Origin of the sequence: Streptomyces collinus (assembly GCF_031348265.1) — a bacterium.
Lineage (GTDB): Bacteria > Actinomycetota > Actinomycetes > Streptomycetales > Streptomycetaceae > Streptomyces > Streptomyces collinus.
In genome coordinates this window covers 4,041,010-4,060,021 of the sequence record NZ_CP133771.1, presented here as the reverse complement: position 1 = coordinate 4,060,021, position 19,012 = coordinate 4,041,010, and the positions used below count along the sequence as shown (strand labels likewise).

General features: G+C 71.2%; 23 protein-coding genes. 14 read left to right on the top strand and 9 right to left on the bottom strand.

Annotation, left to right across the window (positions count from 1 at the left end):
- The first annotated feature begins 8 nt into the window (after positions 1 to 8).
- A complete protein-coding gene (locus RFN52_RS18320; RefSeq protein WP_184847705.1) occupies positions 9 to 344 on the top strand; it encodes a DUF6233 domain-containing protein in 336 nt (111 codons plus the stop codon).
- 279 nt (positions 345 to 623) lie between these two features.
- Here RFN52_RS18320 and RFN52_RS18315 read toward each other — a convergent pair whose 3' ends face one another.
- The gene (locus tag RFN52_RS18315; RefSeq protein ID WP_184847704.1) at positions 624 to 1,211 is read right to left on the bottom strand and encodes a GNAT family N-acetyltransferase; all 588 of its coding nucleotides are present in this window, start codon (positions 1,209 to 1,211) and stop codon (positions 624 to 626) included.
- Complete coding sequence (locus RFN52_RS18310; protein WP_184847703.1) at positions 1,208 to 2,512, bottom strand: MDR family MFS transporter; 1,305 nt, start codon at positions 2,510 to 2,512, stop codon at positions 1,208 to 1,210. Before RFN52_RS18310 ends, RFN52_RS18315 begins: the two co-directional genes overlap by 4 nt.
- A gap of 182 nt (positions 2,513 to 2,694) precedes the next feature.
- Between RFN52_RS18310 and RFN52_RS18305 the strand changes: the two genes are divergently transcribed.
- The gene (locus RFN52_RS18305; protein WP_184847702.1) at positions 2,695 to 3,456 is read left to right on the top strand and encodes a phosphoglyceromutase; all 762 of its coding nucleotides are present in this window, start codon (positions 2,695 to 2,697) and stop codon (positions 3,454 to 3,456) included.
- 145 nt (positions 3,457 to 3,601) lie between these two features.
- Here RFN52_RS18305 and RFN52_RS18300 read toward each other — a convergent pair whose 3' ends face one another.
- Positions 3,602 to 4,036, bottom strand: coding sequence for a hypothetical protein (locus RFN52_RS18300; RefSeq protein ID WP_184847701.1), 435 nt, complete (start codon positions 4,034 to 4,036; stop codon positions 3,602 to 3,604).
- Between the two features lie 389 nt (positions 4,037 to 4,425).
- Positions 4,426 to 5,007, bottom strand: coding sequence for a CGNR zinc finger domain-containing protein (locus RFN52_RS18295; protein WP_184847700.1), 582 nt, complete (start codon positions 5,005 to 5,007; stop codon positions 4,426 to 4,428).
- 86 nt (positions 5,008 to 5,093) lie between these two features.
- On the opposite strand from RFN52_RS18295, the gene RFN52_RS18290 reads away from it, so the two are divergent.
- Complete coding sequence (locus tag RFN52_RS18290) at positions 5,094 to 5,984, top strand: alpha/beta fold hydrolase (RefSeq protein WP_184847699.1); 891 nt, start codon at positions 5,094 to 5,096, stop codon at positions 5,982 to 5,984.
- A gap of 82 nt (positions 5,985 to 6,066) precedes the next feature.
- Here the strand turns inward: RFN52_RS18290 and RFN52_RS18285 are convergent, their stop codons facing one another.
- Entirely contained in the window at positions 6,067 to 6,582 is a 516-nt protein-coding gene (locus tag RFN52_RS18285) for an HAD domain-containing protein (RefSeq protein ID WP_184847698.1), read from the bottom strand.
- Positions 6,583 to 6,858: 276 nt separating this feature from the next.
- On the opposite strand from RFN52_RS18285, the gene RFN52_RS18280 reads away from it, so the two are divergent.
- The 4 genes from RFN52_RS18280 to RFN52_RS18265 all read left to right on the top strand — a co-directional run bounded on the left by RFN52_RS18280 (position 6,859) and on the right by RFN52_RS18265 (position 9,441).
- Entirely contained in the window at positions 6,859 to 6,993 is a 135-nt protein-coding gene (locus tag RFN52_RS18280; protein WP_311240989.1) for a hypothetical protein, read from the top strand.
- Positions 6,994 to 7,125: 132 nt separating this feature from the next.
- On the top strand, positions 7,126 to 7,764 hold the full coding sequence (locus tag RFN52_RS18275) for a DinB family protein (RefSeq protein WP_374050161.1): 639 nt from the start codon (positions 7,126 to 7,128) through the stop codon (positions 7,762 to 7,764).
- A gap of 115 nt (positions 7,765 to 7,879) precedes the next feature.
- A complete protein-coding gene (locus tag RFN52_RS18270; RefSeq protein ID WP_184847697.1) occupies positions 7,880 to 8,287 on the top strand; it encodes a YciI family protein in 408 nt (135 codons plus the stop codon).
- Between the two features lie 8 nt (positions 8,288 to 8,295).
- Positions 8,296 to 9,441: an RNA polymerase sigma factor gene (locus tag RFN52_RS18265; protein ID WP_184853945.1), complete on the top strand. Its 1,146-nt coding sequence runs from the start codon at positions 8,296 to 8,298 to the stop codon at positions 9,439 to 9,441.
- 18 nt (positions 9,442 to 9,459) lie between these two features.
- Here RFN52_RS18265 and RFN52_RS18260 read toward each other — a convergent pair whose 3' ends face one another.
- From RFN52_RS18260 to phoU, 3 genes are all read right to left on the bottom strand, one after another.
- A complete protein-coding gene (locus RFN52_RS18260) occupies positions 9,460 to 9,711 on the bottom strand; it encodes an SCO4226 family nickel-binding protein (protein ID WP_102909218.1) in 252 nt (83 codons plus the stop codon).
- A gap of 162 nt (positions 9,712 to 9,873) precedes the next feature.
- Positions 9,874 to 10,029 carry a hypothetical protein gene (locus RFN52_RS18255; protein WP_167345925.1) on the bottom strand — a complete coding sequence of 52 codons (156 nt, stop codon included), beginning with the start codon at positions 10,027 to 10,029 and terminating at the stop codon, positions 9,874 to 9,876.
- A gap of 135 nt (positions 10,030 to 10,164) precedes the next feature.
- A complete protein-coding gene (phoU, locus tag RFN52_RS18250) occupies positions 10,165 to 10,866 on the bottom strand; it encodes a phosphate signaling complex protein PhoU (RefSeq protein ID WP_184847696.1) in 702 nt (233 codons plus the stop codon).
- Between the two features lie 246 nt (positions 10,867 to 11,112).
- On the opposite strand from phoU, the gene phoR reads away from it, so the two are divergent.
- Positions 11,113 to 12,405: a two-component system sensor histidine kinase PhoR gene (gene phoR / locus RFN52_RS18245; protein ID WP_184847695.1), complete on the top strand. Its 1,293-nt coding sequence runs from the start codon at positions 11,113 to 11,115 to the stop codon at positions 12,403 to 12,405.
- Between the two features lie 5 nt (positions 12,406 to 12,410).
- Entirely contained in the window at positions 12,411 to 13,082 is a 672-nt protein-coding gene (phoP, locus tag RFN52_RS18240) for a two-component system response regulator PhoP (RefSeq protein ID WP_020271862.1), read from the top strand.
- 79 nt (positions 13,083 to 13,161) lie between these two features.
- Here the strand turns inward: phoP and RFN52_RS18235 are convergent, their stop codons facing one another.
- Positions 13,162 to 13,845, bottom strand: coding sequence for a copper chaperone PCu(A)C domain-containing protein (locus tag RFN52_RS18235; protein ID WP_184847694.1), 684 nt, complete (start codon positions 13,843 to 13,845; stop codon positions 13,162 to 13,164).
- A gap of 581 nt (positions 13,846 to 14,426) precedes the next feature.
- Here RFN52_RS18235 and RFN52_RS18230 point away from each other — a divergent pair.
- From RFN52_RS18230 to rlmB, 5 genes are all read left to right on the top strand, one after another.
- On the top strand, positions 14,427 to 14,909 hold the full coding sequence (locus tag RFN52_RS18230; RefSeq protein ID WP_003953493.1) for a CarD family transcriptional regulator: 483 nt from the start codon (positions 14,427 to 14,429) through the stop codon (positions 14,907 to 14,909).
- Positions 14,910 to 15,201: 292 nt separating this feature from the next.
- Positions 15,202 to 15,966, top strand: coding sequence for a 2-C-methyl-D-erythritol 4-phosphate cytidylyltransferase (ispD, locus tag RFN52_RS18225; RefSeq protein ID WP_184847693.1), 765 nt, complete (start codon positions 15,202 to 15,204; stop codon positions 15,964 to 15,966).
- The gene (gene ispF, locus RFN52_RS18220) at positions 15,956 to 16,450 is read left to right on the top strand and encodes a 2-C-methyl-D-erythritol 2,4-cyclodiphosphate synthase (RefSeq protein WP_184847692.1); all 495 of its coding nucleotides are present in this window, start codon (positions 15,956 to 15,958) and stop codon (positions 16,448 to 16,450) included. The genes ispD and ispF overlap by 11 nt, the downstream gene beginning before the upstream one ends.
- Positions 16,451 to 16,548: 98 nt before the next feature.
- Positions 16,549 to 17,943 carry a cysteine--tRNA ligase gene (gene cysS, locus RFN52_RS18215; protein WP_184847691.1) on the top strand — a complete coding sequence of 465 codons (1,395 nt, stop codon included), beginning with the start codon at positions 16,549 to 16,551 and terminating at the stop codon, positions 17,941 to 17,943.
- Between the two features lie 119 nt (positions 17,944 to 18,062).
- Positions 18,063 to 19,004 carry a 23S rRNA (guanosine(2251)-2'-O)-methyltransferase RlmB gene (gene rlmB, locus RFN52_RS18210; RefSeq protein ID WP_184847690.1) on the top strand — a complete coding sequence of 314 codons (942 nt, stop codon included), beginning with the start codon at positions 18,063 to 18,065 and terminating at the stop codon, positions 19,002 to 19,004.
- Positions 19,005 to 19,012: the final 8 nt, after the last annotated feature.

Genomic DNA, 19,012 nt, shown 5'->3' with positions numbered 1-19,012 from the left:
TCGAACGCATGAACGATCCAGAGTCGCGGCTCGCGCTGCTCCGCTTCCTGGAGCGCGTGCAGGAACGCGACCTGGCACGCACCCGTCGGTGGATCGCGGACGAGGAACGCCGCCAGGCCGAACGCCGGCACGGTCTGCTGGCCCGGCCGCCCGCGCCGGACTGGCTGATCGAACGCGGTCTGTCCGGACAGGAGGCCGCGTACGTCCACGTCGGCGGCTGCTGGAACGCGGGCCGGCGCAGCAAGGGCGTCGACCGCGACCACGCCCGGCGCGCACTCGCCGAGGGCATCAAGGCCTGCCCGCAGTGCCGGCCGGACACGGAGCTCGGCTTCGTGGACGGGTAGCACGGACGCGCCCGCGTGGGGCAAGTAGGGCATTACGCCGGAGCTCCCGCCCCGTTGTCAGTGCCCGGGACTATGGTCGCTAGCGCGCGGCCGGCTTCCGGGGGTTCCAGCTCCGCAGGGAATGGTTGCTATCCCCGGCCTGTCAGGGGGCGGCCCGGAGAAGTCGTCCGGGACCCAACCGACGACCGGGCTTCGTCGATGGCCAGGAGGAGACCTGCCAGCGCCGGCCGCGCGGCACCTCGGTGCGGATGCGGGGGGGACCATGAGGTCACGCCGCCGTCATGCCGAGGAGTGGTACTCCTCCCGCGTGAGTGCCATGACCCGGACCGGCTGCCCATGGGCGGGGACGCGCGTGGTGCGGTCGTACGTCATCCCGAGCTTGGTCATGATGCGGAGCGAGGCGTGGTTGTCGACGTGGCAGATGCTGACGACGCGCTCCAGGCGGGTGTCCGCCTCTGCTTCCGACCCCGACTCCGACTCCGCCTCGCCGAAGGCGAACGCCAGGACCTCGCGTGCGGCTTCCGTGGCGTAGCCCCGGCCCCAGGACCGGCGCCGAAGCCGCCAGCCGATCTCCACGGCCGGCATGACCTCGGGCAGGAAGGCCGGAACGGCCAGCCCTACCCAGCCGACCAGCTCGCCGGTCGCGGTCTCCTCGGCGGCGAACAGGCCGTGACCCCGCTCGTCCCAGGCCGCGCGCACCCGGCCCAGCGCTGCGGCGGTGCGCTCACGGGTGCCGGTCGAGCCGTCACCGATGTACCGCATGACGTCCGGGTCCGCGTCCATCTCCGCGAGCGCGTCCAGGTCCGCCTCGCTCCACTGACGCAGCCGCAGGCGTTCGGTGCGGCGCTCGGGGTGCCGCGGGGTCACAGGGTCCCGCTCCTTCGAGTGCCCCTGCCGGGTCCGGCCGGCAGCGCCCGGAGCCCGTCCGCCGCCTCCGATCCCGCCTCCGCCTTCTCCCCGTCCTCCGTGATCCGCCGCATCAGCGCGGCGTACCCCGCCCCGGCCACCGTCCCGAGGACCGCGCAGGACCCCCACAGCCACTCCGCCCCGAACCGGTCGATGACGAACCCGGACAGCAGCGGGGCGACGAGGGCGGCCACGGACCAGGACATCGTGTACATGCCCTGGTAGCGACCGCGTCCGTGCACCGGGGACAGCCGTACGACGAGACCCGTCTGCGTGGGCGCATTGACGATCTCCGCCAGGGTCCACACGCACACGGTGAGCGCGATGACCCCCACCGACCCCGCGAACGCGGTGAGGGCGAAGCCGTACCCCGCGAGGAGGGAGGAGACGACCAGCAGCCGGCGGGGATCCCGGTGCTCGATGAAGCGGGTGACGGGGATCTGGAGGACGACGATCAGCACGCCGTTCACGGCGATCGCCATGCCGTACTCGGCCGGAGTGAAACCGGCCTCGCCCATCGCCACCGGCAGTCCCACCGACCCCTGCTGGAAGATCAGCGCGATCAGGAAGGACAGCCCGACGACGCTCATGAACCGCCCGTCGCGCAGGACGGTGCCCAGGCTCACGGAGTCCTTCGGGGCGGCGGTCCGCACCGCCGGCTCGGCGGGCTTGGACTCCGGCAGCCGCAGGAAGACGAGGATCGCGCAGGCCATCGTCATCCCCGCCTCGATCAGGAACCCGGCGCGGTAGCTGACCTCGGCGATGAACCCGGCGGCCATGGAGGACACGGCGAAGCCGAGGTTGATGGCCCAGTAATTGAGGGAGAAGGCGCGGATCCGGTCCTCGGGCCGGACGATGTCCGCCATCATCGCCTGCACGGCGGGCCGCGAGGCGTTGCTCGCCACGCCCACCAGGAAGGCGACCCCGGCGATCGCGACCGGGTCGTGCACGAACCCCAGCAGGGCCACGGACACGGCGGTCGAGGCCTGCGCGATCAGCAGCGTCGGCCGCCGGCCCAGCCGGTCCGCCATCACCCCGCCGCCCAGCGAGGAGAGCACCCCGCCGAGCCCGTGCAGGGCGGCGACCAGACCGGCGTACGTGGCGGAGTAGCCGCGGTCGAGGGTCAGGTACAGCGCCATGAAAGTGGCGACGAAGGCACCGAGCCGGTTGACCAGCGTGCTGGTCCACAGCCACCAGAACTCGCGGGGCAGACCCGAGACCGTCTCCCGGACGGCACGTCGGGCACGCAGGACGTACGGCATGGATCCCCCCGGAGGCGACGAGCGTCGGCTGTGCTGTCAGCCGCTCTTGTAAGCAGCACTGATGGCAAGCGCAAGTTACAAGCCGCTGGTTGACGGGGACCACTCAATTAACAGATCCAGTCAAACGTCCGCCTGCCGGGCAGCCACGCGAACGGGCGAAAGCGTGGATTACGCTCTTGGGCATGGCCGACGCACCGTACAAGCTGATCCTCCTCCGCCACGGCGAGAGCGAGTGGAACGCGAAGAACCTGTTCACCGGCTGGGTGGACGTCAATCTCAACGAGAAGGGCGAGAAGGAGGCAGTCCGCGGTGGCGAACTCCTGAAGGATGCCGACCTTCTCCCCGACGTGGTCCACACGTCCCTCCAGAAGCGCGCGATCCGCACGGCCCAGCTCGCGCTGGAGTCCGCGGACCGCCACTGGATCCCGGTCCACCGCTCGTGGCGCCTGAACGAGCGCCACTACGGCGCCCTGCAGGGCAAGGACAAGGCCCAGACGCTCGCCGAGTTCGGCGAGGAGCAGTTCATGCTGTGGCGCCGGTCCTACGACACCCCGCCCCCGGCGCTCGACGTCGACGCCGAGTACTCCCAGTTCTCCGACCCGCGCTACGCGACCCTCCCGCCGGAGCTGCGCCCCCGCACGGAGTGCCTGAAGGACGTCGTCGTCCGCATGCTCCCGTACTGGTTCGACGCGATCGTCCCCGACCTGCTGACCGGCCGCACGGTCCTGGTCGCGGCCCACGGCAACTCGCTCCGCGCCCTGGTCAAGCACCTGGACGGCATCTCCGACGCGGACATCGCCGGCCTCAACATCCCCACGGGCATCCCGCTCTCCTACGAGCTCGACGCCGACTTCAAGCCCCTGAACCCGGGCGGCACGTACCTGGACCCCGAGGCGGCGGCAGCGGCCATCGAGGCGGTCAAGAACCAGGGCAAGAAGAAGTAGGTTCTGTGATCATGCCCCCGACCTGCGCATACGGCGCGGGGCGGGGGCATTCTCGCGGCCTGGGCTCTCTATGGGGCCCCGCGGCCGTCACTGCACAGGCTTCCGACCCGGACACCATGATCAGCGTGCCCGGGCCGGTGTGCCTTCAGCAGATGTCGAGGCGATTGAAGTCGTACGTCGCGTGGTCCGGGAAGTTGTAGATGTTGCCGTCCGCGGGGGCGTGGTACGAGTAGGTGGGACCCCAGAAGCGGACCTGGGCTCCGCCCGTCTGGTTGTTGCGGACAGAGAGCGCGTCGATGAAGTTCGAGAGCGACCGCGTATCGCACTTGAACAGGTGGAAGATGCTGTGCTTGCCGTCGCCCTGACCAACCGCCACGCAGGCGATCCCGGATGCCCGGGAGCAGTCGATCAGCGCATCCCTCCGCTTGTCACCCGGCACATCCCGCTTGACCCACTCGCCTGAGAACAGCGGGTAGATCTCCGGTGTCCATGCGGCCGTGCCGGTCGCAACGTTCGGTGCTGCCTGTGCTGGTGCCTGCGCCGCCAGCGGAACGAGTGCCACCGCGGCGATCATCGTCACGACCATTGCCGTCGCCCGATTTCTGATGCTTCCCAATCTCATTCGGCCTCCTCCGTAGTCGCAACCGATGCAGCCGTTCCGACGGCGGAACGGCGTCACCACGGCTGCTGCCGTTACCCGACCGGAGCGCTCACTTCTCCTGCCGCTGATGCCGTAGCGGCCAAGAGCTCCCCCGCGTCAGCGCCACGGATCGTAGACCGCGCCAGGGACGCCGCGGCCCTGACGGATGTCAGGGTGTGGCACCCGGGGCCGGCCGACGTCACTGCCCGGCGAGCAGGCCCGCGACAAACCCATATCCGCAAGCACGTGTCCGGCGAGCGGGCGCACCACTACCGCATCGGCGGCTCTGCCGGGCAGCTGAGCCAGTCCCAGCCGAGGCGGCAACCGATTCAGGACGCGTCGCCCGAGCTGTGGCGTCGGTAGTAGCGGGCGACGCGGGTCCGGTTGCCGCAGCGGGTGGGGGAGCACCAGCGGCGGCGGGGGTGTGACGGCAGGAACACCATGACGCAGTCGTCGGCCTCGCACTCCTTGAGCCTGCCGATCGCCGGAGCGCTGAGCACCTCGGCCGCGGCTTCGGCCAGCAGGGCGGCGAGGCGGATGCCGAGGGGGCCGTTACGGCGGGAGACGGCCGTGACCGCGGTGCCGTCCCAGTCGAGTTCGCGTACGGGGGGTGCCGCGCGCTGGGCCTCGGTGAGTCCGCGCAGGGCGGACGCGGGAGGTTCGGCTCGGTCCAGCAGTGCCCGGACGACGGCTTCGGTGTGTGCTCGGACGGCCTGGACCGGGGCGAGGTCGGTCCAGGTCGGTGCGCTGTCACGGACCTCTCCCCGGACGCGGTCCCCCTCCAGGGCCAGCCAGTCGGACAACTGTCGCGGGGTGGCGAGCAGATCCACGTACCCGTCGGCCGCCATCGGGCGGGTGTTGACGAGGTCCAGGGCCAGGGCCTCACCGGTCAGCGGTGCACTGTCAGCCATGTCCTAATGCTACTTCGCGTGGTTGACGCGTTAGCAGCGGCGAGGCTATGACTAATGCATCTTCTTGCCAAGGAGGCATGTGATCGATGTCCGTTACGCCGCCAGGCATCGCTGTTCCGGCCCGGACCGTCCACCGGCTCGTCGAAGTCGATCAGGTGAAGGTCTTCTACCGGGAGTCCCTGCCCGAGCGTCCTGACGCCCCGGTGGTGCTGCTCCTGCACGGCTTTCCGTCCGCCTCGCACCAGTTCCGCCGCCTCATGGACACCCTTGGCCGCCACTACCGGCTCATCGCCCCCGATTACCCGGGGTTCGGGCACACCCGCGCCCCGGACGGGTTCGTCTACTCCTTCGAGCGGCTCGCAGATGTCGTGGAGCGTTTCACCGATCGCCTGGCCCTGACCCGCTTCGCGATGTACCTCTTCGACTTCGGCGCCCCCATCGGCTTCCGTCTGGCGCTCCGGCGCCCGGATCGTGTCGCGGGCCTGATCGTGCAGAACGGAAACGCGTACGCCGAGGGACTGTCGGACGGAGCCCGCGAGTTCACCGCCCTCACGCCCGACACCCCCGACGCCGAGCAAGCCGTCCTCGACCTGTTCACCCTGGACGCCACCCGGGCCCAGTACGAGCTGGGCACCGCCGACCCCGAGATGATCGCCCCCGAGGGCTGGCTGCTCGACCAGCATTTCCTCGACCTGCCCGGCCGCAAGCAGGCGCAGCGCGCGCTCGCCTACGACTACAAGAGCAACATCGCCGCCTACCCCGACTGGCAGGCATGGCTGCGCAAGCACAGGCCACCGACTCTGATCACCTGGGGCAGCCGCGACCCGTTCTTCCCCGAACCCGGTGCGCTCGCCTATCTGTCCGACCTGCCGGACGCCGAACTGCACCTGTTCGACACCGGCCACTTCGCCCTGGAGGACCACTTGCCCGAAATCGCCCCGCTGATCGCCGGGTTCCTCAACCGCAGCTGGGCCTGACCGGACCGTCGTACCGGAATGAGCACCGCAAGCCGGCCCGGCTGAGCATCTTCCGCGCGCCGCCGCGGTCCGACCCGTGCAGTCAACGGGTGCGAACCCGGAGCCAGTCGGCAAGTGCGGTGATGTCGGCGTCCACGAGGCCCCTGGCCGGGTCGACGCGATGCAGCAGTGCCGGTCCGGGATGACTCGCCTCGACCCACAGGTGATCCATCGCGCCGATCTCGTCGTCGACCCAGATGAACGGCCGGCCGCCGGCCCACTCGACGATGTGGCCGGTCTTCCAGTGCAGGCCGTGCGGGCCCTTGTCGGCGCAGGGGTCCGGCCACTCCAGGACGGGCAGCCTCGGCAGTCCGACGAGGGGAGAGACGACCTCGTTCGCCTCCTCCATCCAGGTCGTCGCCCAGACGAGCTGACAGCCCAGGGCCAGCAGGCGCGGGCCCAGCCCGGGGTCGAGCCGCTCCAGCAGGGGGTTGGCCCGATCGGGGCAGGTAGGGGAGCCGGCCGTAACACTGGGTGACTGAACGGACGGTGATCCGAACGGGATGAGCGGGCCGTCGACGTCGAGGAAGAGGAGGGGACGCTCCGCAGCGCTGGTCACGGCGGCACGATAGCCCGGTGTGGCAGACGACTTCGTCGTTTCAGCACGGCCTACTCCGCTCAGAGGCGTGCGACGTCGATCCGCGCCCGCGGTTCGACCGGCACCCGGGAATCAGCCGTGGCCGGCCCCTCGTACCGGTCGCCGTCATCCTCCACGCGGCAGGGCAGCTCGACCCACACGGGGCAGCGCCTTCCCGATGCGCAAGGACGGCGATCCCGAGCCGCTCGCGGACATCGACGACCAGATCGACGACCAATCGATGACCAGATCGACGCGATGATCGACGACGGCACCTACATCAAGCTGTACCGGAAGTACTTCCGCGATCCGATCGCCGCCGACCTGATCGTCGAACGCCCGAAGCTCGCCAAGCAGGTCATGAACACCGACCTGGCCCCCAGCAGGCGCTGACCGGCCGACCCGGCGGGGGCGTGCTCCTTCAGGGCGGCGCGCCCCCGCGGACCGGCGAGGAACCAGCACCGGAGGTCACCGGCGCCCCGATATTCGGTGGCGCCCCCACCCCGCCCGGTCCACCATGCCCGCATGGTCTCAGGCGAACACACCGGCGAACGAGCGGCATCCACCGCGTCGGCGACATCGGACACGACGCGGTGGACGAAGGCCACCGTCTACCCCGACATGTGGGTCGATCCCGACGACGACCCCCGCGAGACCGACACCCAGCCGGTCGACGAGCGCGGCATCCTCCTCGACTACCTGCGCAATTACCGCCTCACCTTCGAGATGAAGTGCGCGGGCCTGGACGCCGAGCAGATGGCCCGGCGGTCCTGCCCGCCGTCCACGATGTCGCTGCTCGGACTGGTGCGGCACCTGACGGAGGACGAGCGGCATATCCGCCGGGTGATGGCCGGCGAGGACGCGCCGAAGCTGTACCGCACGGAGGAGGACCGGGACGGCGACTTCAACGGTGCCGTCGCCGACCCGGCGGTCGTGGACGAGGCGTGGCGGCAGTGGCGTGCCGAGTCCGAGCGCACGGACCGCTGGCTGGCCGGCATCACCGACCTCTCCACCCGCAACACCGGCTTCTCCGACTACGGCCCCGAACCCGGCGGACAGGTCCAGCTCCGCGACATCCTGGTCGCGCAGATCGCGGAGTACGCACGGCACTGCGGCCACGCCGACCTCCTGCGCGAACGGGTCGACGGCCGCGTCGGGCAGTGAGCACCGGCCCAGCCCGCAAAAAAACTTCGGCGGGGATGTCGAGAAGCCGTGCCCCGCTCCGTCCCCGGGGTGAAGGCGGCCAAGATGGGTCGCACCGGCACCGAGGAGAGCCACCATGGCCAAGTACCTGCTTCTGAAGCACTACCGCGGAGCCCCGGCAGCGGTCAACGACGTGCCCATGGACCAGTGGACGCCCGAGGAGATCTCGGCGCACCTGCAGTACATGCGGGACTTCGCGGACCGGCTGGAGAAGACCGGCGAGTTCGTCGACGGTCAGGCGCTCGCCCCCGAGGGGGCATGGGTCCGGTACGACGGTGAGGGGCGCCCGCCGGTCACCGACGGCCCGTTCGCCGAGACCAAGGACCTCATCGCCGGCTGGATGATCATCGACGTCGACGGCTACGAGCGTGCCGTCGAGCTGGCCGGGGAACTGTCGGCCGCCCCCGGGGCGGGCGGCAAGCCGATCCACGAGTGGCTGGAGGTGCGCCCCTTCCTGGCCGCCCATCCCACCGTCACGGAGTGACCCCACCGATGGACGAGGCCCTCGTCAGAAGCCTCACGCCCGGCGTGCTCACGATCCTCGTCCGCCGCGGAGCCGACTTCGCGGCGGCCGAGGACGCCGTGCAGGACGCCCTGATCGAGGCGTTCCGCGTCTGGCCGGCGGCCCCTCCCCGGGACCCGAAGGGGTGGCTGGTCACCGTGGCCTGGCGGAAGTTCCTCGACCAGGCGCGGGCCGACAGCGCCCGCCGCCGGCGTGAGGACCTCACCGAGGACGAGCCGCCGCCCGGGCCCGCGCCCGGCGTGGACGACACGCTCCAGCTCTACTTCTTGTGCGCCCACCCCTCGCTGACGCCGTCGTCGGCGGTCGCGCTCACGCTGCGCGCCGTCGGCGGGCTCACCACCCGGCAGATCGCCCGGGCCTACCTCGTGCCCGAGGCGACGATGGCCCAGCGCATCAGCCGGGCCAAGCGCACCGTCTCCGGCGTGCGGTTCGACCGGCCCGGCGACGTCGCGACCGTGCTGCGCGTGCTCTACCTGGTGTTCAACGAGGGCTACTCCGGCGATGTCGACCTCGCCGCCGAGGCCATCCGGCTCACCCGGCAGCTCGCGGCCGCGATCGACCACCCCGAGGTGGCGGGGCTGCTCGCCCTGATGCTGCTCCATCACGCGCGGCGGGCGTCCCGGACCGGGCCGGACGGCAGCCTGGTGCCGCTCGCCGAGCAGGACCGCGGCCGGTGGGACACGCGGATGATCGCCGAGGGCATCGGGATCCTCCAGGCGGCCCTCGCCCGCGACCGGCTGGGCGAGTTCCAGGCGCAGGCCGCCGTCGCGGCCCTCCACGCCGACGCGCCCACCGCCGGGGAGACCGACTGGGTGCAGATCGTCGAGTGGTACGACGAACTCGTGCGCCTGACCGACAGCCCGGTCGTCCGGCTCAACCGCGCGGTGGCGATCGGCGAGGCCGACGGACCGCGCGCCGGACTCGCGGCGCTCGCGGCTCTGGACGAGGCACTGCCCCGGTACGCGGCGGTGGCCGCCTACCTCCACGAGCGCGACGGTGACCCGGAAACGGCGGCCCGCCTGTACGCCGAGGCGGCCCGCAAAGCGCCCAACCTCGCCGAACGCGACCACCTGACCCGGCAGGCGGCCCGCCTCAACGCCGGCCGGCGCCGCTGACGGACCGCGTGCGGTGGGTCACCGCACCGTCAACGGCACGGGGTGCACCTCGTCCGCCTTGTGCCCGGCACGCTCGTGAATGCGCTGGACCGCTTCGGCCGAGGGGGCCTCGGAGAGGCAGTAGACATGGCCGGACTCCGGGTCCGCCCAGGCCATCTCGAAGTGGACCTGCTCGTCCTTCTCTATCGCGAGGTCCGCGTTGTGGGCTTCACGCAGCTGTTCCTCCGTGATGCCCTTCATGCCGCTGTGGACGTCCATGAACTTGGGCATGTCTCGCGCCTCCTTCCGGCAGCGGGGCCGGCCCGCGCCGTCTTTCCTCCCTCCCATGCTCCGCCCGTACGGCCACCCGGGCGACCCCGGGGCTCCACGCCGCAGGGCCCCGGCGACACCGCCGGGGCCCTGAAGGACGTACAGAACGACTCTGCGCCGGCGTCAGCCGCACTGGCAGGGGCTGCCCGACTGGCACCCGCAGCCACAGCCCGAGCCGCAGCCGCATGCGGCGATCAGGGGCAGGCTCCTGATCTCGGCGGGCTGCTCGGTCTCGCGCTGCCGGGCGGGGTCGGGCGTCGTGCTGGGGGATTCGGCCATGGGTCCCTCCTAGAGGCTGGTGCCTGTGCCCATTGGATGCCCATGCCGCTGGGCGCATCAACGGCGCATTGAGGCGCCCGCGCGCCCGGGCCCGACCCCGAGCCCGCTCCCGGCCCCGCTCCCGGGCCCGACCCGTCAGGCGCTCTCCGCCCCCGGAACCGCCTGGATCTCCGGCTGCGCGTCCGCCTGGAGCTCGTCCGCGTGCTCGCCCGTCACCAGGTACACCACGCGCTTGGCGACCGACACCGCGTGGTCGGCGAACCGCTCGTAGTAGCGGCCGAGCAGCGTGACGTCGACGGCCGTCTCGATGCCGTGCTTCCACCGGTCGTCCATCAGGTGCTGGAAGAGCGTGCGGTGCAGCAGGTCCATCTCGTCGTCGTCCTGCTCCAGCTGGAGCGCCAGGTCGACGTCCTTGGTGATGATCACCTCGGCGGCCTTCGCCATCAGGCGCTGCGCGAGCTGGCCCATCTCCAGGATGGTGGCGTGCAGGTCGCTCGGGACCGCGCGGTCGGGGTAGCGCAGGCGGGCGAGCTTCGCCACGTGCTGGGCGAGGTCGCCCGAGCGCTCCAGGTCGGCCGACATCCGCAGCGAGGTGACGACGATCCGCAGGTCCGTCGCCACCGGCTGCTGCCGCGCCAGCAGGGCTATGGCCCGGGCCTCCAGCTCGTGCTGGAGCTCGTCGACCCGCTGGTCGGCCTCGATGACGTTCTCGGCCAGCTTCAGGTCGGAGTCGAGCATGGCGGTCGTGGCGCGCCCGATCGCCGACCCGACCAGCCGGGCCATCTCCACCAGACTGTCGCTTATCGAGTCCAGTTCCTCGTGGTACGCGTCCCGCATCAGGCTTTCCCTCTCGTGCGTCTCAGTCGGGGGTCCAAGGGCCGGGGCCCACCGGACAACCGGCGGTACGACCGTCGTATTACCAACGGTCCGAACCCCACGCTCCCACGTTCCGGCCCTTACGCGTCCGTTTCCGTCATCCCAAATGAACCAATACTGGCTCCAAGGTGAACTCTGGGCGACGAGTGTTCGAGCTCGCAGCCCGACGGCTGTGGAGGGTGCCCGAGCCATGCCTAACCTGGGTGCATGGACGTGAACGCGGCGGTCGCCGCAGTGGCAGCGATCGCCGGGGTGCTCACCGGCGTCATCGCCATGCTCGCGTTCCGCTGGAGTGAGCGCGAGCAGAAGCGCCCCACCCGTAGCTCGCTGCACACCGACGCGGTGCTCCCGCCGGGCGTGGACACGGTCCTGTCGGTCCTCCGGTCGTCCGCCGTCGTCCTCGACGAGGCGGACGCCGTGGTCAAGGCCAGCTCGGCGGCGTACGCCCTCGGCCTGGTCCGCGGCGGCAAGCTCGCCGTCGAGCCGATGCTGCAGATGGCCCGGGACACCCGGCGGGACGGCGAGATACGCCAGGTCGAACTGGACCTGCCGCGGCGCGGCACCGGACGCGGAGAGGCCCTGGCCGTCTCCGCGCGGGTCGCGCCGCTCGGCTCCCGACTGGTGCTGCTCCTCGTGGAGGACCTGACCGAGGCCCGCCGCATCGAGGCGGTCCGGCGCGACTTCGTCGCCAACGTGAGCCACGAGCTGAAGACGCCCGTCGGCGCCCTCTCGCTGCTCTCCGAGGCCGTGATGGACGCCTCCGAGGACCCCGAGGCCGTCGAGCGGTTCGCCGGGCGCATGCAGATCGAGGCCACCCGGCTCACCAGCCTGGTGCAGGAGCTGATCGACCTCTCCCGGGTGCAGAACGACGACCCGCTGGAGGACGCCGAACCGGTCCGGGTCGACGAGCTCGTCGCCGAGGCCGTCGACCGCTGCCGGCACCAGGCCGGCGCCAAACAGATCACCATGGCCGCGGGAGGCGCCGCCGACCTGCGCGTCTGGGGAAACCGCGGCCAGCTCGCCGCCGCACTCGGCAACCTCGTCGAGAACGCCGTCAACTACTCACCCGCCCGCACCCGCGTCGGCATAGCGGCCCGCAGCGTGAACGCGCCCGGCGGGGACCACATCGAGATCGCCGTCACCGACCAGGGCATCGGCATCTCCGACAAGGACAAGGAGCGCATCTTCGAGCGCTTCTACCGCGTCGACCCGGCCCGCTCCCGTGCCACCGGCGGTACTGGACTGGGACTGGCGATCGTGAAGCACGTGGCCGCCTCGCACGGCGGGGAGGTCACGGTGTGGAGCGCCGAAGGCCAGGGCTCCACCTTCACCCTGCGGCTGCCGGAGGCCGGTGCGGCCCGCGACCGCGCACATCAGCAGTCCGCCCGAGAGACACGCGCAGGAGGCGCGGGCCTCGACGTGGAGGCCGGGCGGTACACCCCTGAATCCCCCGAATCGAACGCGTACGAAACGCTTCCCGCCCCGGAGGTCCTTCCGTGACCCGTGTGCTCGTCGTCGAGGACGAGGAGTCCTTCTCCGACGCCCTGTCGTACATGCTCCGCAAGGAGGGCTTCGAGGTCGCGGTCGCGACCACCGGGCCCGACGGACTCGACGAGTTCGAGCGCAACGGCGCCGACCTCGTCCTCCTCGACCTGATGCTGCCCGGCCTGCCGGGCACCGAGGTGTGCCGCCAGCTGCGCGGCCGTTCCAACGTCCCCGTCATCATGGTGACCGCCAAGGACAGCGAGATCGACAAGGTCGTCGGGCTGGAGATAGGAGCCGACGACTACGTCACCAAGCCGTTCTCCTCGCGCGAGCTGGTCGCCCGCATCCGCGCCGTGCTGCGCCGCAGAGGCGAGCCTGAGGAGGTCACGCCGGCCGCTCTGGAGGCCGGACCGGTCCGCATGGACGTCGACCGGCACGTGGTCACCGTCGGCGGCACCAAGATCGACCTGCCGCTGAAGGAGTTCGACCTGCTGGAGATGCTGCTGCGCAACGCCGGCCGCGTGCTCACGCGCATGCAGCTGATCGACCGGGTCTGGGGCGCCGACTACGTCGGTGACACCAAGACCCTCGACGTCCACGTCAAGCGCCTGCGCGCCAAGATCGAGCCGGACCCGGGCGCCCCGCGCTACCTGGTGACGGTCCGCGGCCTCGGCTACAAGTTCGAGCCGTAGACCGGCCGCGCACGACGGCACGACGAAGGGCGGGCCCTCTCCGAGGAGAGGGCCCGCCCTTCGTTCTGCGACTGACTGCTCAGTGCCCGGCGCCCGCGCTCGCCGAGGCCGCGTCGGTCGGCGTGCCGGACGCTCCGTGACCCCCCGGCGTCTCACCGCCCGCGGGGCTCTCCGGCGCGCCCGAGCCACCCTCGGCGGGGGACCCGGACGGCGAACCGGACGGGGAGGACGAGGCGCCCGGCGCGGCCGGAACCTCCGTCGGGCCCCACTCCTTGAAGTAGTGCTCGGCGGGGACGACGAAGGCGCGCAGGCTCACGGCACCCGTCTTGCTGAAGGTGAAGGTGACCTTCTGCGCGTTGCCGTCCTGCACCGCCTCGCGGCTGCTCGGCAGCATCGCCGTGGCGTTGTTCTGGCCGCCCAGGATCAGCGAGCCGCCGGGCGGGATGCTGAGGCTGCCGCCCTTGGCGGGCTTCAGCTGGGCGGTCTTGCCGGTGCCCGGGAGGGTGATGGACTCCAGCGTCTCGGCGGTGCGGCCGGAGTTGAAGAAGGTCGCGGAGATCGCGGCCGGACCGGTCGACTCGAGGTCGGGCTGCGTGATCACGACCGCGTTCTGGATCTTGATGTCGCCGACGCTCGTGGCAGCGTTGTCCGGCTTGATCTCCAGGGTCTGGGCGTTGGAGCCGGCGCCGCACGCGGCGAGCGAGGCGATCGAGAACGCGGTGACGGCGGCGGCGAGGGCACCGCGTCGAAGGCTGCTGCTCACGGCGGCGGCAACTCCTTGACTCGAAGCGGAGCGGCCGATAAAGCCGCCCTAAGTGTCTGTCAGCGGGCCTTAGGTTACCGAGCCGCCCTCGTCCGGCCGCACCCGACCCCCCGTCACCGCCCGGTCCACCTGAGTCACACATGACTGCCGCGTCACATTGGCGTGGTGCTCGTCCGGCATTCACATTAGAGCTCCGGGCAGTGGCACGGATTTCCGTGAAGGAATGCGCGGGCACCTCGGAATTGATCACCGGTGGCCCGTCCGGGTGCCTCGTGATCAATTCCGGATTCGACCGGAACCCGGCTCGGGCCTCCGAACGGAGTAGCGGAAGTCGATCATACGGAACCGGACATATGGGGATGTTCGTCCTTCTGGAGGATGCTCCGGATGCGTGTAACGTACGCGTTTCGCTCACCCCGGAGAGCCGCTCCCACCTGCGAATACCTTCTTCCACTCCCTGTCCGAAGCACGTTCCTGTCGGAGTTGTCAAGCCCCGAGATGCGCCCTGACCTGCGAAAACGCCATTCAGAACCCGCGATTTCCGTGTTACCCTGGATAGCCACGGAAGGGGTACCTGTCACATGACGTTCAAGGTTGGCGACACCGTGGTCTATCCCCATCACGGGGCCGCGCTGATCGAGGCCATCGAAACTCGCCAGATCAAAGGCGTGGACAAGACCTACTTGGTGCTGAAGGTCGCCCAGGGCGACCTGACGGTACGTGTGCCAGCGGACAATGCGGAGTTCGTCGGCGTGCGTGATGTGGTCGGTCAGGACGGGCTGGACCGGGTCTTCGAGGTGCTGCGCGCGCCGTACGCCGAGGAGCCCACGAACTGGTCCCGTCGCTACAAGGCAAACCTGGAGAAGCTCGCCTCGGGCGATGTCATCAAGGTCGCGGAAGTGGTGCGTGACCTGTGGCGTCGTGAGCGCGAGCGTGGACTCTCCGCCGGTGAGAAGCGCATGCTCGCCAAGGCCCGCCAGATCCTGGTGAGCGAGCTGGCCCTCGCGGAGAACACCAACGAGGACAAGGCCGAAGCCCTGCTCGACGAGGTTCTCGCCTCCTGAGGCGAAGCCGGTCGTTCAGCGCTCTGCGTATCAAGCGCGCGCCTGCACATCGAAATGCCGCGGTGCCCGATGACGAATTCTCTGTCGCCGGGCGCTGCGGCATGTTCATACTCCGACGCCGATGCGCCGCCGCCCCGGGTTGTGCTATCACTCACGCCCCGGTGTATTGGCGTGCCGGGCCCGGGCAGCCGGCTCGACCAGCGTCACGGAAGGGTCCGGTCGAGCGCGTCGCGCCCGGCACTCCTCCAGGCCATACCCACGCCAGGCCAGCACACAAACCTGACAGGAACCGATGTCTGACGATTCGCGTCCCTCGCCGCCCGCCGGCCCTTCGGCGGCCCGCACGGCGGCCGTGATCCCGGCCGCCGGCCGCGGTGTGCGGCTCGGCCCGGGCGCCCCCAAGGCGCTGCGCGCGCTGAGCGGCACCCCCATGCTGATCCACGCGGTCCGCGCGATGGCCGCCTCCCGGGCCGTCTCCCTGGTCGTCGTCGTGGCCCCGCCCGAGGGCGCCGCCGAGGTCAGGTCGCTGCTCGACGCGCACGCGCTGCCCGAGCGGACGGACTTCCTCGTCGTCCCGGGCGGGCAGAGCCGCCAGGAGTCCGTGAAGCTCGGCCTCGACGCGCTGCCGCCCGGCCACGACATCGTGCTGGTCCACGACGCGGCCCGCCCGCTCGTGCCGGTGGACACGGTCGACGCGGTGATCGAGGCCGTACGCGACGGCGCACCGGCCGTGGTCCCGGCGCTGCCGCTGGCCGACACCGTCAAGCAGGTCGAGCCCGCCGGCACCCCCGGCGAGCCGGAGCCGGTCGTCGCCACGCCGGAGCGCGCCCTGCTGCGGGCGGTGCAGACCCCGCAGGGCTTCGACCGGGACACGCTGGTCCGGGCGCACGAGACGGTCACCGGCGAGGTCACCGACGACGCCGGCATGGTCGAGCAGCTCGGCCTCACGGTCGTGGCCGTCCCCGGTCACGAGGAGGCCTTCAAGGTCACCCGCCCCCTGGACCTGGTCCTCGCGGAGGCGGTCCTGGCCCGCAGGAGGCTCAACGATGGCTTCTGACCTGCCCGTTCTGCCCCAGGTCGGCATCGGCACCGACATCCACGCCTTCGAGGAGGGCCGCGAGCTGTGGTGCGCCGGCCTGAAGTGGGAGGGCGAGGGTCCGGGCCTGGCCGGCCACTCCGACGCGGACGTCGTCGCCCACGCCGCCTGCAACGCCCTCTTCTCCGCCGCCGGCCTCGGCGACCTGGGGCAGCACTTCGGCACGGGCCGCCCCGAGTGGTCGGGCGCCTCCGGCGTCACCCTCCTGACGGAGGCCGCGCGCATCGTGCGCGAGGCGGGCTTCCGGATCGGCAACATCGCCGTACAGGTGGTGGGACCCCGCCCGAAGATCGGCAAGCGCCGGGACGAGGCCCAGAAACTCCTGTCCGAGGCGGCCGGAGCCCCGGTGTCGGTGTCGGGCGCGACGACGGACGGCCTCGGCTTCCCCGGCCGGGAGGAAGGGCTGATGGCGGTGGCCACGGCGCTGGTGGTGCGCGCGGGCTGAGGCAGGCGTTCGGGGCGCACCCGTTGGCAATGTCACGAATATGTGAGCCCCGAGGGGAAGGTCCTGATGCACACCCCGGGGCCCACTACCCTGGAGTGGTGACTATTCGCCTGTACGACACCAGCGCCCGGCAGATCCGTGACTTCTCCCCGCTCCAGCCGGGTTGCGTCTCGATCTACCTGTGCGGTGCCACGGTGCAGGCCGCCCCGCACATCGGGCACATCCGTTCCGGGCTGAACTTCGACATCATGCGCCGCTGGTTCGAGTACCGCGGCTACGACGTCACGTTCGTGCGGAACGTCACCGACATCGACGACAAGATCATCGCCAAGTCGGCCGACCAGAACCGCCCTTGGTGGGCCATCGGCTACGAGAACGAGCGGGCGTTCAACGACGGCTACCGCGCCCTCGGCTGCCTGCCCCCGACCTACGAGCCCCGCGCCACCGGCCACATCACCGAGATGGTCGAGATGATGCGCGGCCTCATCGAGCGCGGGCACGCCTACGAGGCCGACGGCAGCGTCTACTTCGACGTCCGTTCCTTCCCCGCGTACCTGGCGCTGTCCAACCAGGACATCGACGACCTGCGCCAGCCCGACGAGGGCGTCTCGGGCAAGCGCGACCCGCGCGACTTCGCCATGTGGAAGGCCACCAAGCCCGGCGAGCCCGACTGGGAGACGCCCTGGGGCCGCGGCCGTCCCGGCTGGCACCTGGAGTGCTCGGCGATGGCCCACAAGTACCTCGGGACCGCCTTCGACATCCACGGCGGCGGCCTCGACCTGGTCTTCCCGCACCACGAGAACGAGATCGCGCAGGCCAAGGCCTACGGCGACGAGTTCGCCCGGTACTGGGTGCACAACGCCTGGGTCACCATGAGCGGCGAGAAGATGTCCAAGTCGCTCGGCAACTCGGTGCTGGTCAGCGAGATGGTCAAGCGCTGGCGGCCCATCGTGCTGCGCTACTACCTCGGCACCCCGCACTACCGCTCGATGATCGAGTACAGCGAGGAGGCACTGCGCGAGGCCGAGTCGGCGTTCGCGCGGATCGAGGGCTTCGTGCAGCGCGTGGTGGAGAAGGCCGGCGTCGTCGAGCCCGCCCCCGAGGTGCCGCTCGCCTTCGCCGAGGCCATGGACGACGACCTGGGCGTGCCCCAGGCGCTCGCCGTGGTGCACACCACCGTCCGGCAGGGCAACAGCGCGCTGGCCGCCGACGACAAGGAAGCCGCGGTGGCCCGGCTCGCCGAGGTCCGCGCGATGCTCGGCGTGCTCGGCCTCGACCCGCTGGATCCCCAGTGGGCCGGGGAGGGCGACCGCGGCGAGGACCTGCACGGCGTGGTCGACACGCTCGTGCGCATGGTCCTCGACCAGCGCGAGGCCGCCCGGGCCCGCAAGGACTGGCCCACCGCGGACGCCATCCGCGACCAGCTCGGCCAGTCCGGTCTGGTCATCGAGGACAGCCCGCAGGGGCCGCGATGGAGCCTCGGCCCGCGCTGAGACAAGCCCCACGGGCTGCCCGACTGTGCCGCCCGGGCCTCCGGGCGGCACACTGCACAGAGACAAGAGCCGTACACACAGACGTACGTACGCATCACTTCACGGAGACAGGTAGCTCAATGGCCGCGAACAACCGCCGCATGTCCGGCAAGAAGGGCGCGCAGGTCGGCAGTGGCGGCCAGCGGCGCCGGGGCCTGGAAGGCAAGGGCCCGACCCCGCCCGCCGAGATGCGCAAGGGGCACAAGAAGAACCGCGTCGCCAACGCCAAGGCGAAGCAGGCCGTGCGCCGGCCCACCGTGCGCGGCCGGGGCGGCAAGGGCACGTCCGAGCTGGTCGTCGGGCGCAACCCGGTCCTGGAGGCGCTGCGCGAGGGCGTCCCGGCGTCCACGCTCTACGTCCAGCAGTTCATCGACAACGACGAGCGGGTGCGCGAGGCCCTCCAGGTCGCCGCCGAGCGCGGCGGGATCAACCTCATGGAGGCCCCGCGTCCCGAGCTGGACCGGATGACCAACGGGCTCAACCACCAGGGCATGGTCCTCCAGGTCCCGCCGTACGAGTACGCCCACCCCGAGGACCTGGCGTCCGCCGCCTACGACGAGGGTGTGGACCCGCTGATCGTCGCCCTCGACGGCGTCACCGACCCGCGCAACCTCGGCGCGGTCGTCCGCTCCGTCTCCGCCTTCGGCGGTCACGGCGTGGTCGTCCCCGAGCGCCGTGCGGCCGGTATGACGGCCGGTGCCTGGAAGACGTCCGCCGGTACGGCGGCCCGCACCCCGGTCGCCCGCGCCACCAACCTCACCCGGACCCTGGAGGCGTACAAGAAGGCCGGCATCACGGTCGTCGGCCTGGCCGCCGACGGCGAGGCCGAGCTCGGCGAGCTTCCGGCGCTGGACGGCCCGGTCGTCATCGTCGTCGGCAGCGAGGGCAAGGGGCTGTCCCGGCTGGTCGGGGAGACCTGTGACGTGCGGGTGCGGATCCCGATGCCGGGCGGCGCCGAGTCGCTCAACGCCGGTGTGGCGGCGGGGATCGTGCTGTACGAGGCGGCCCGCCGACGCCACTGAACAGGCGT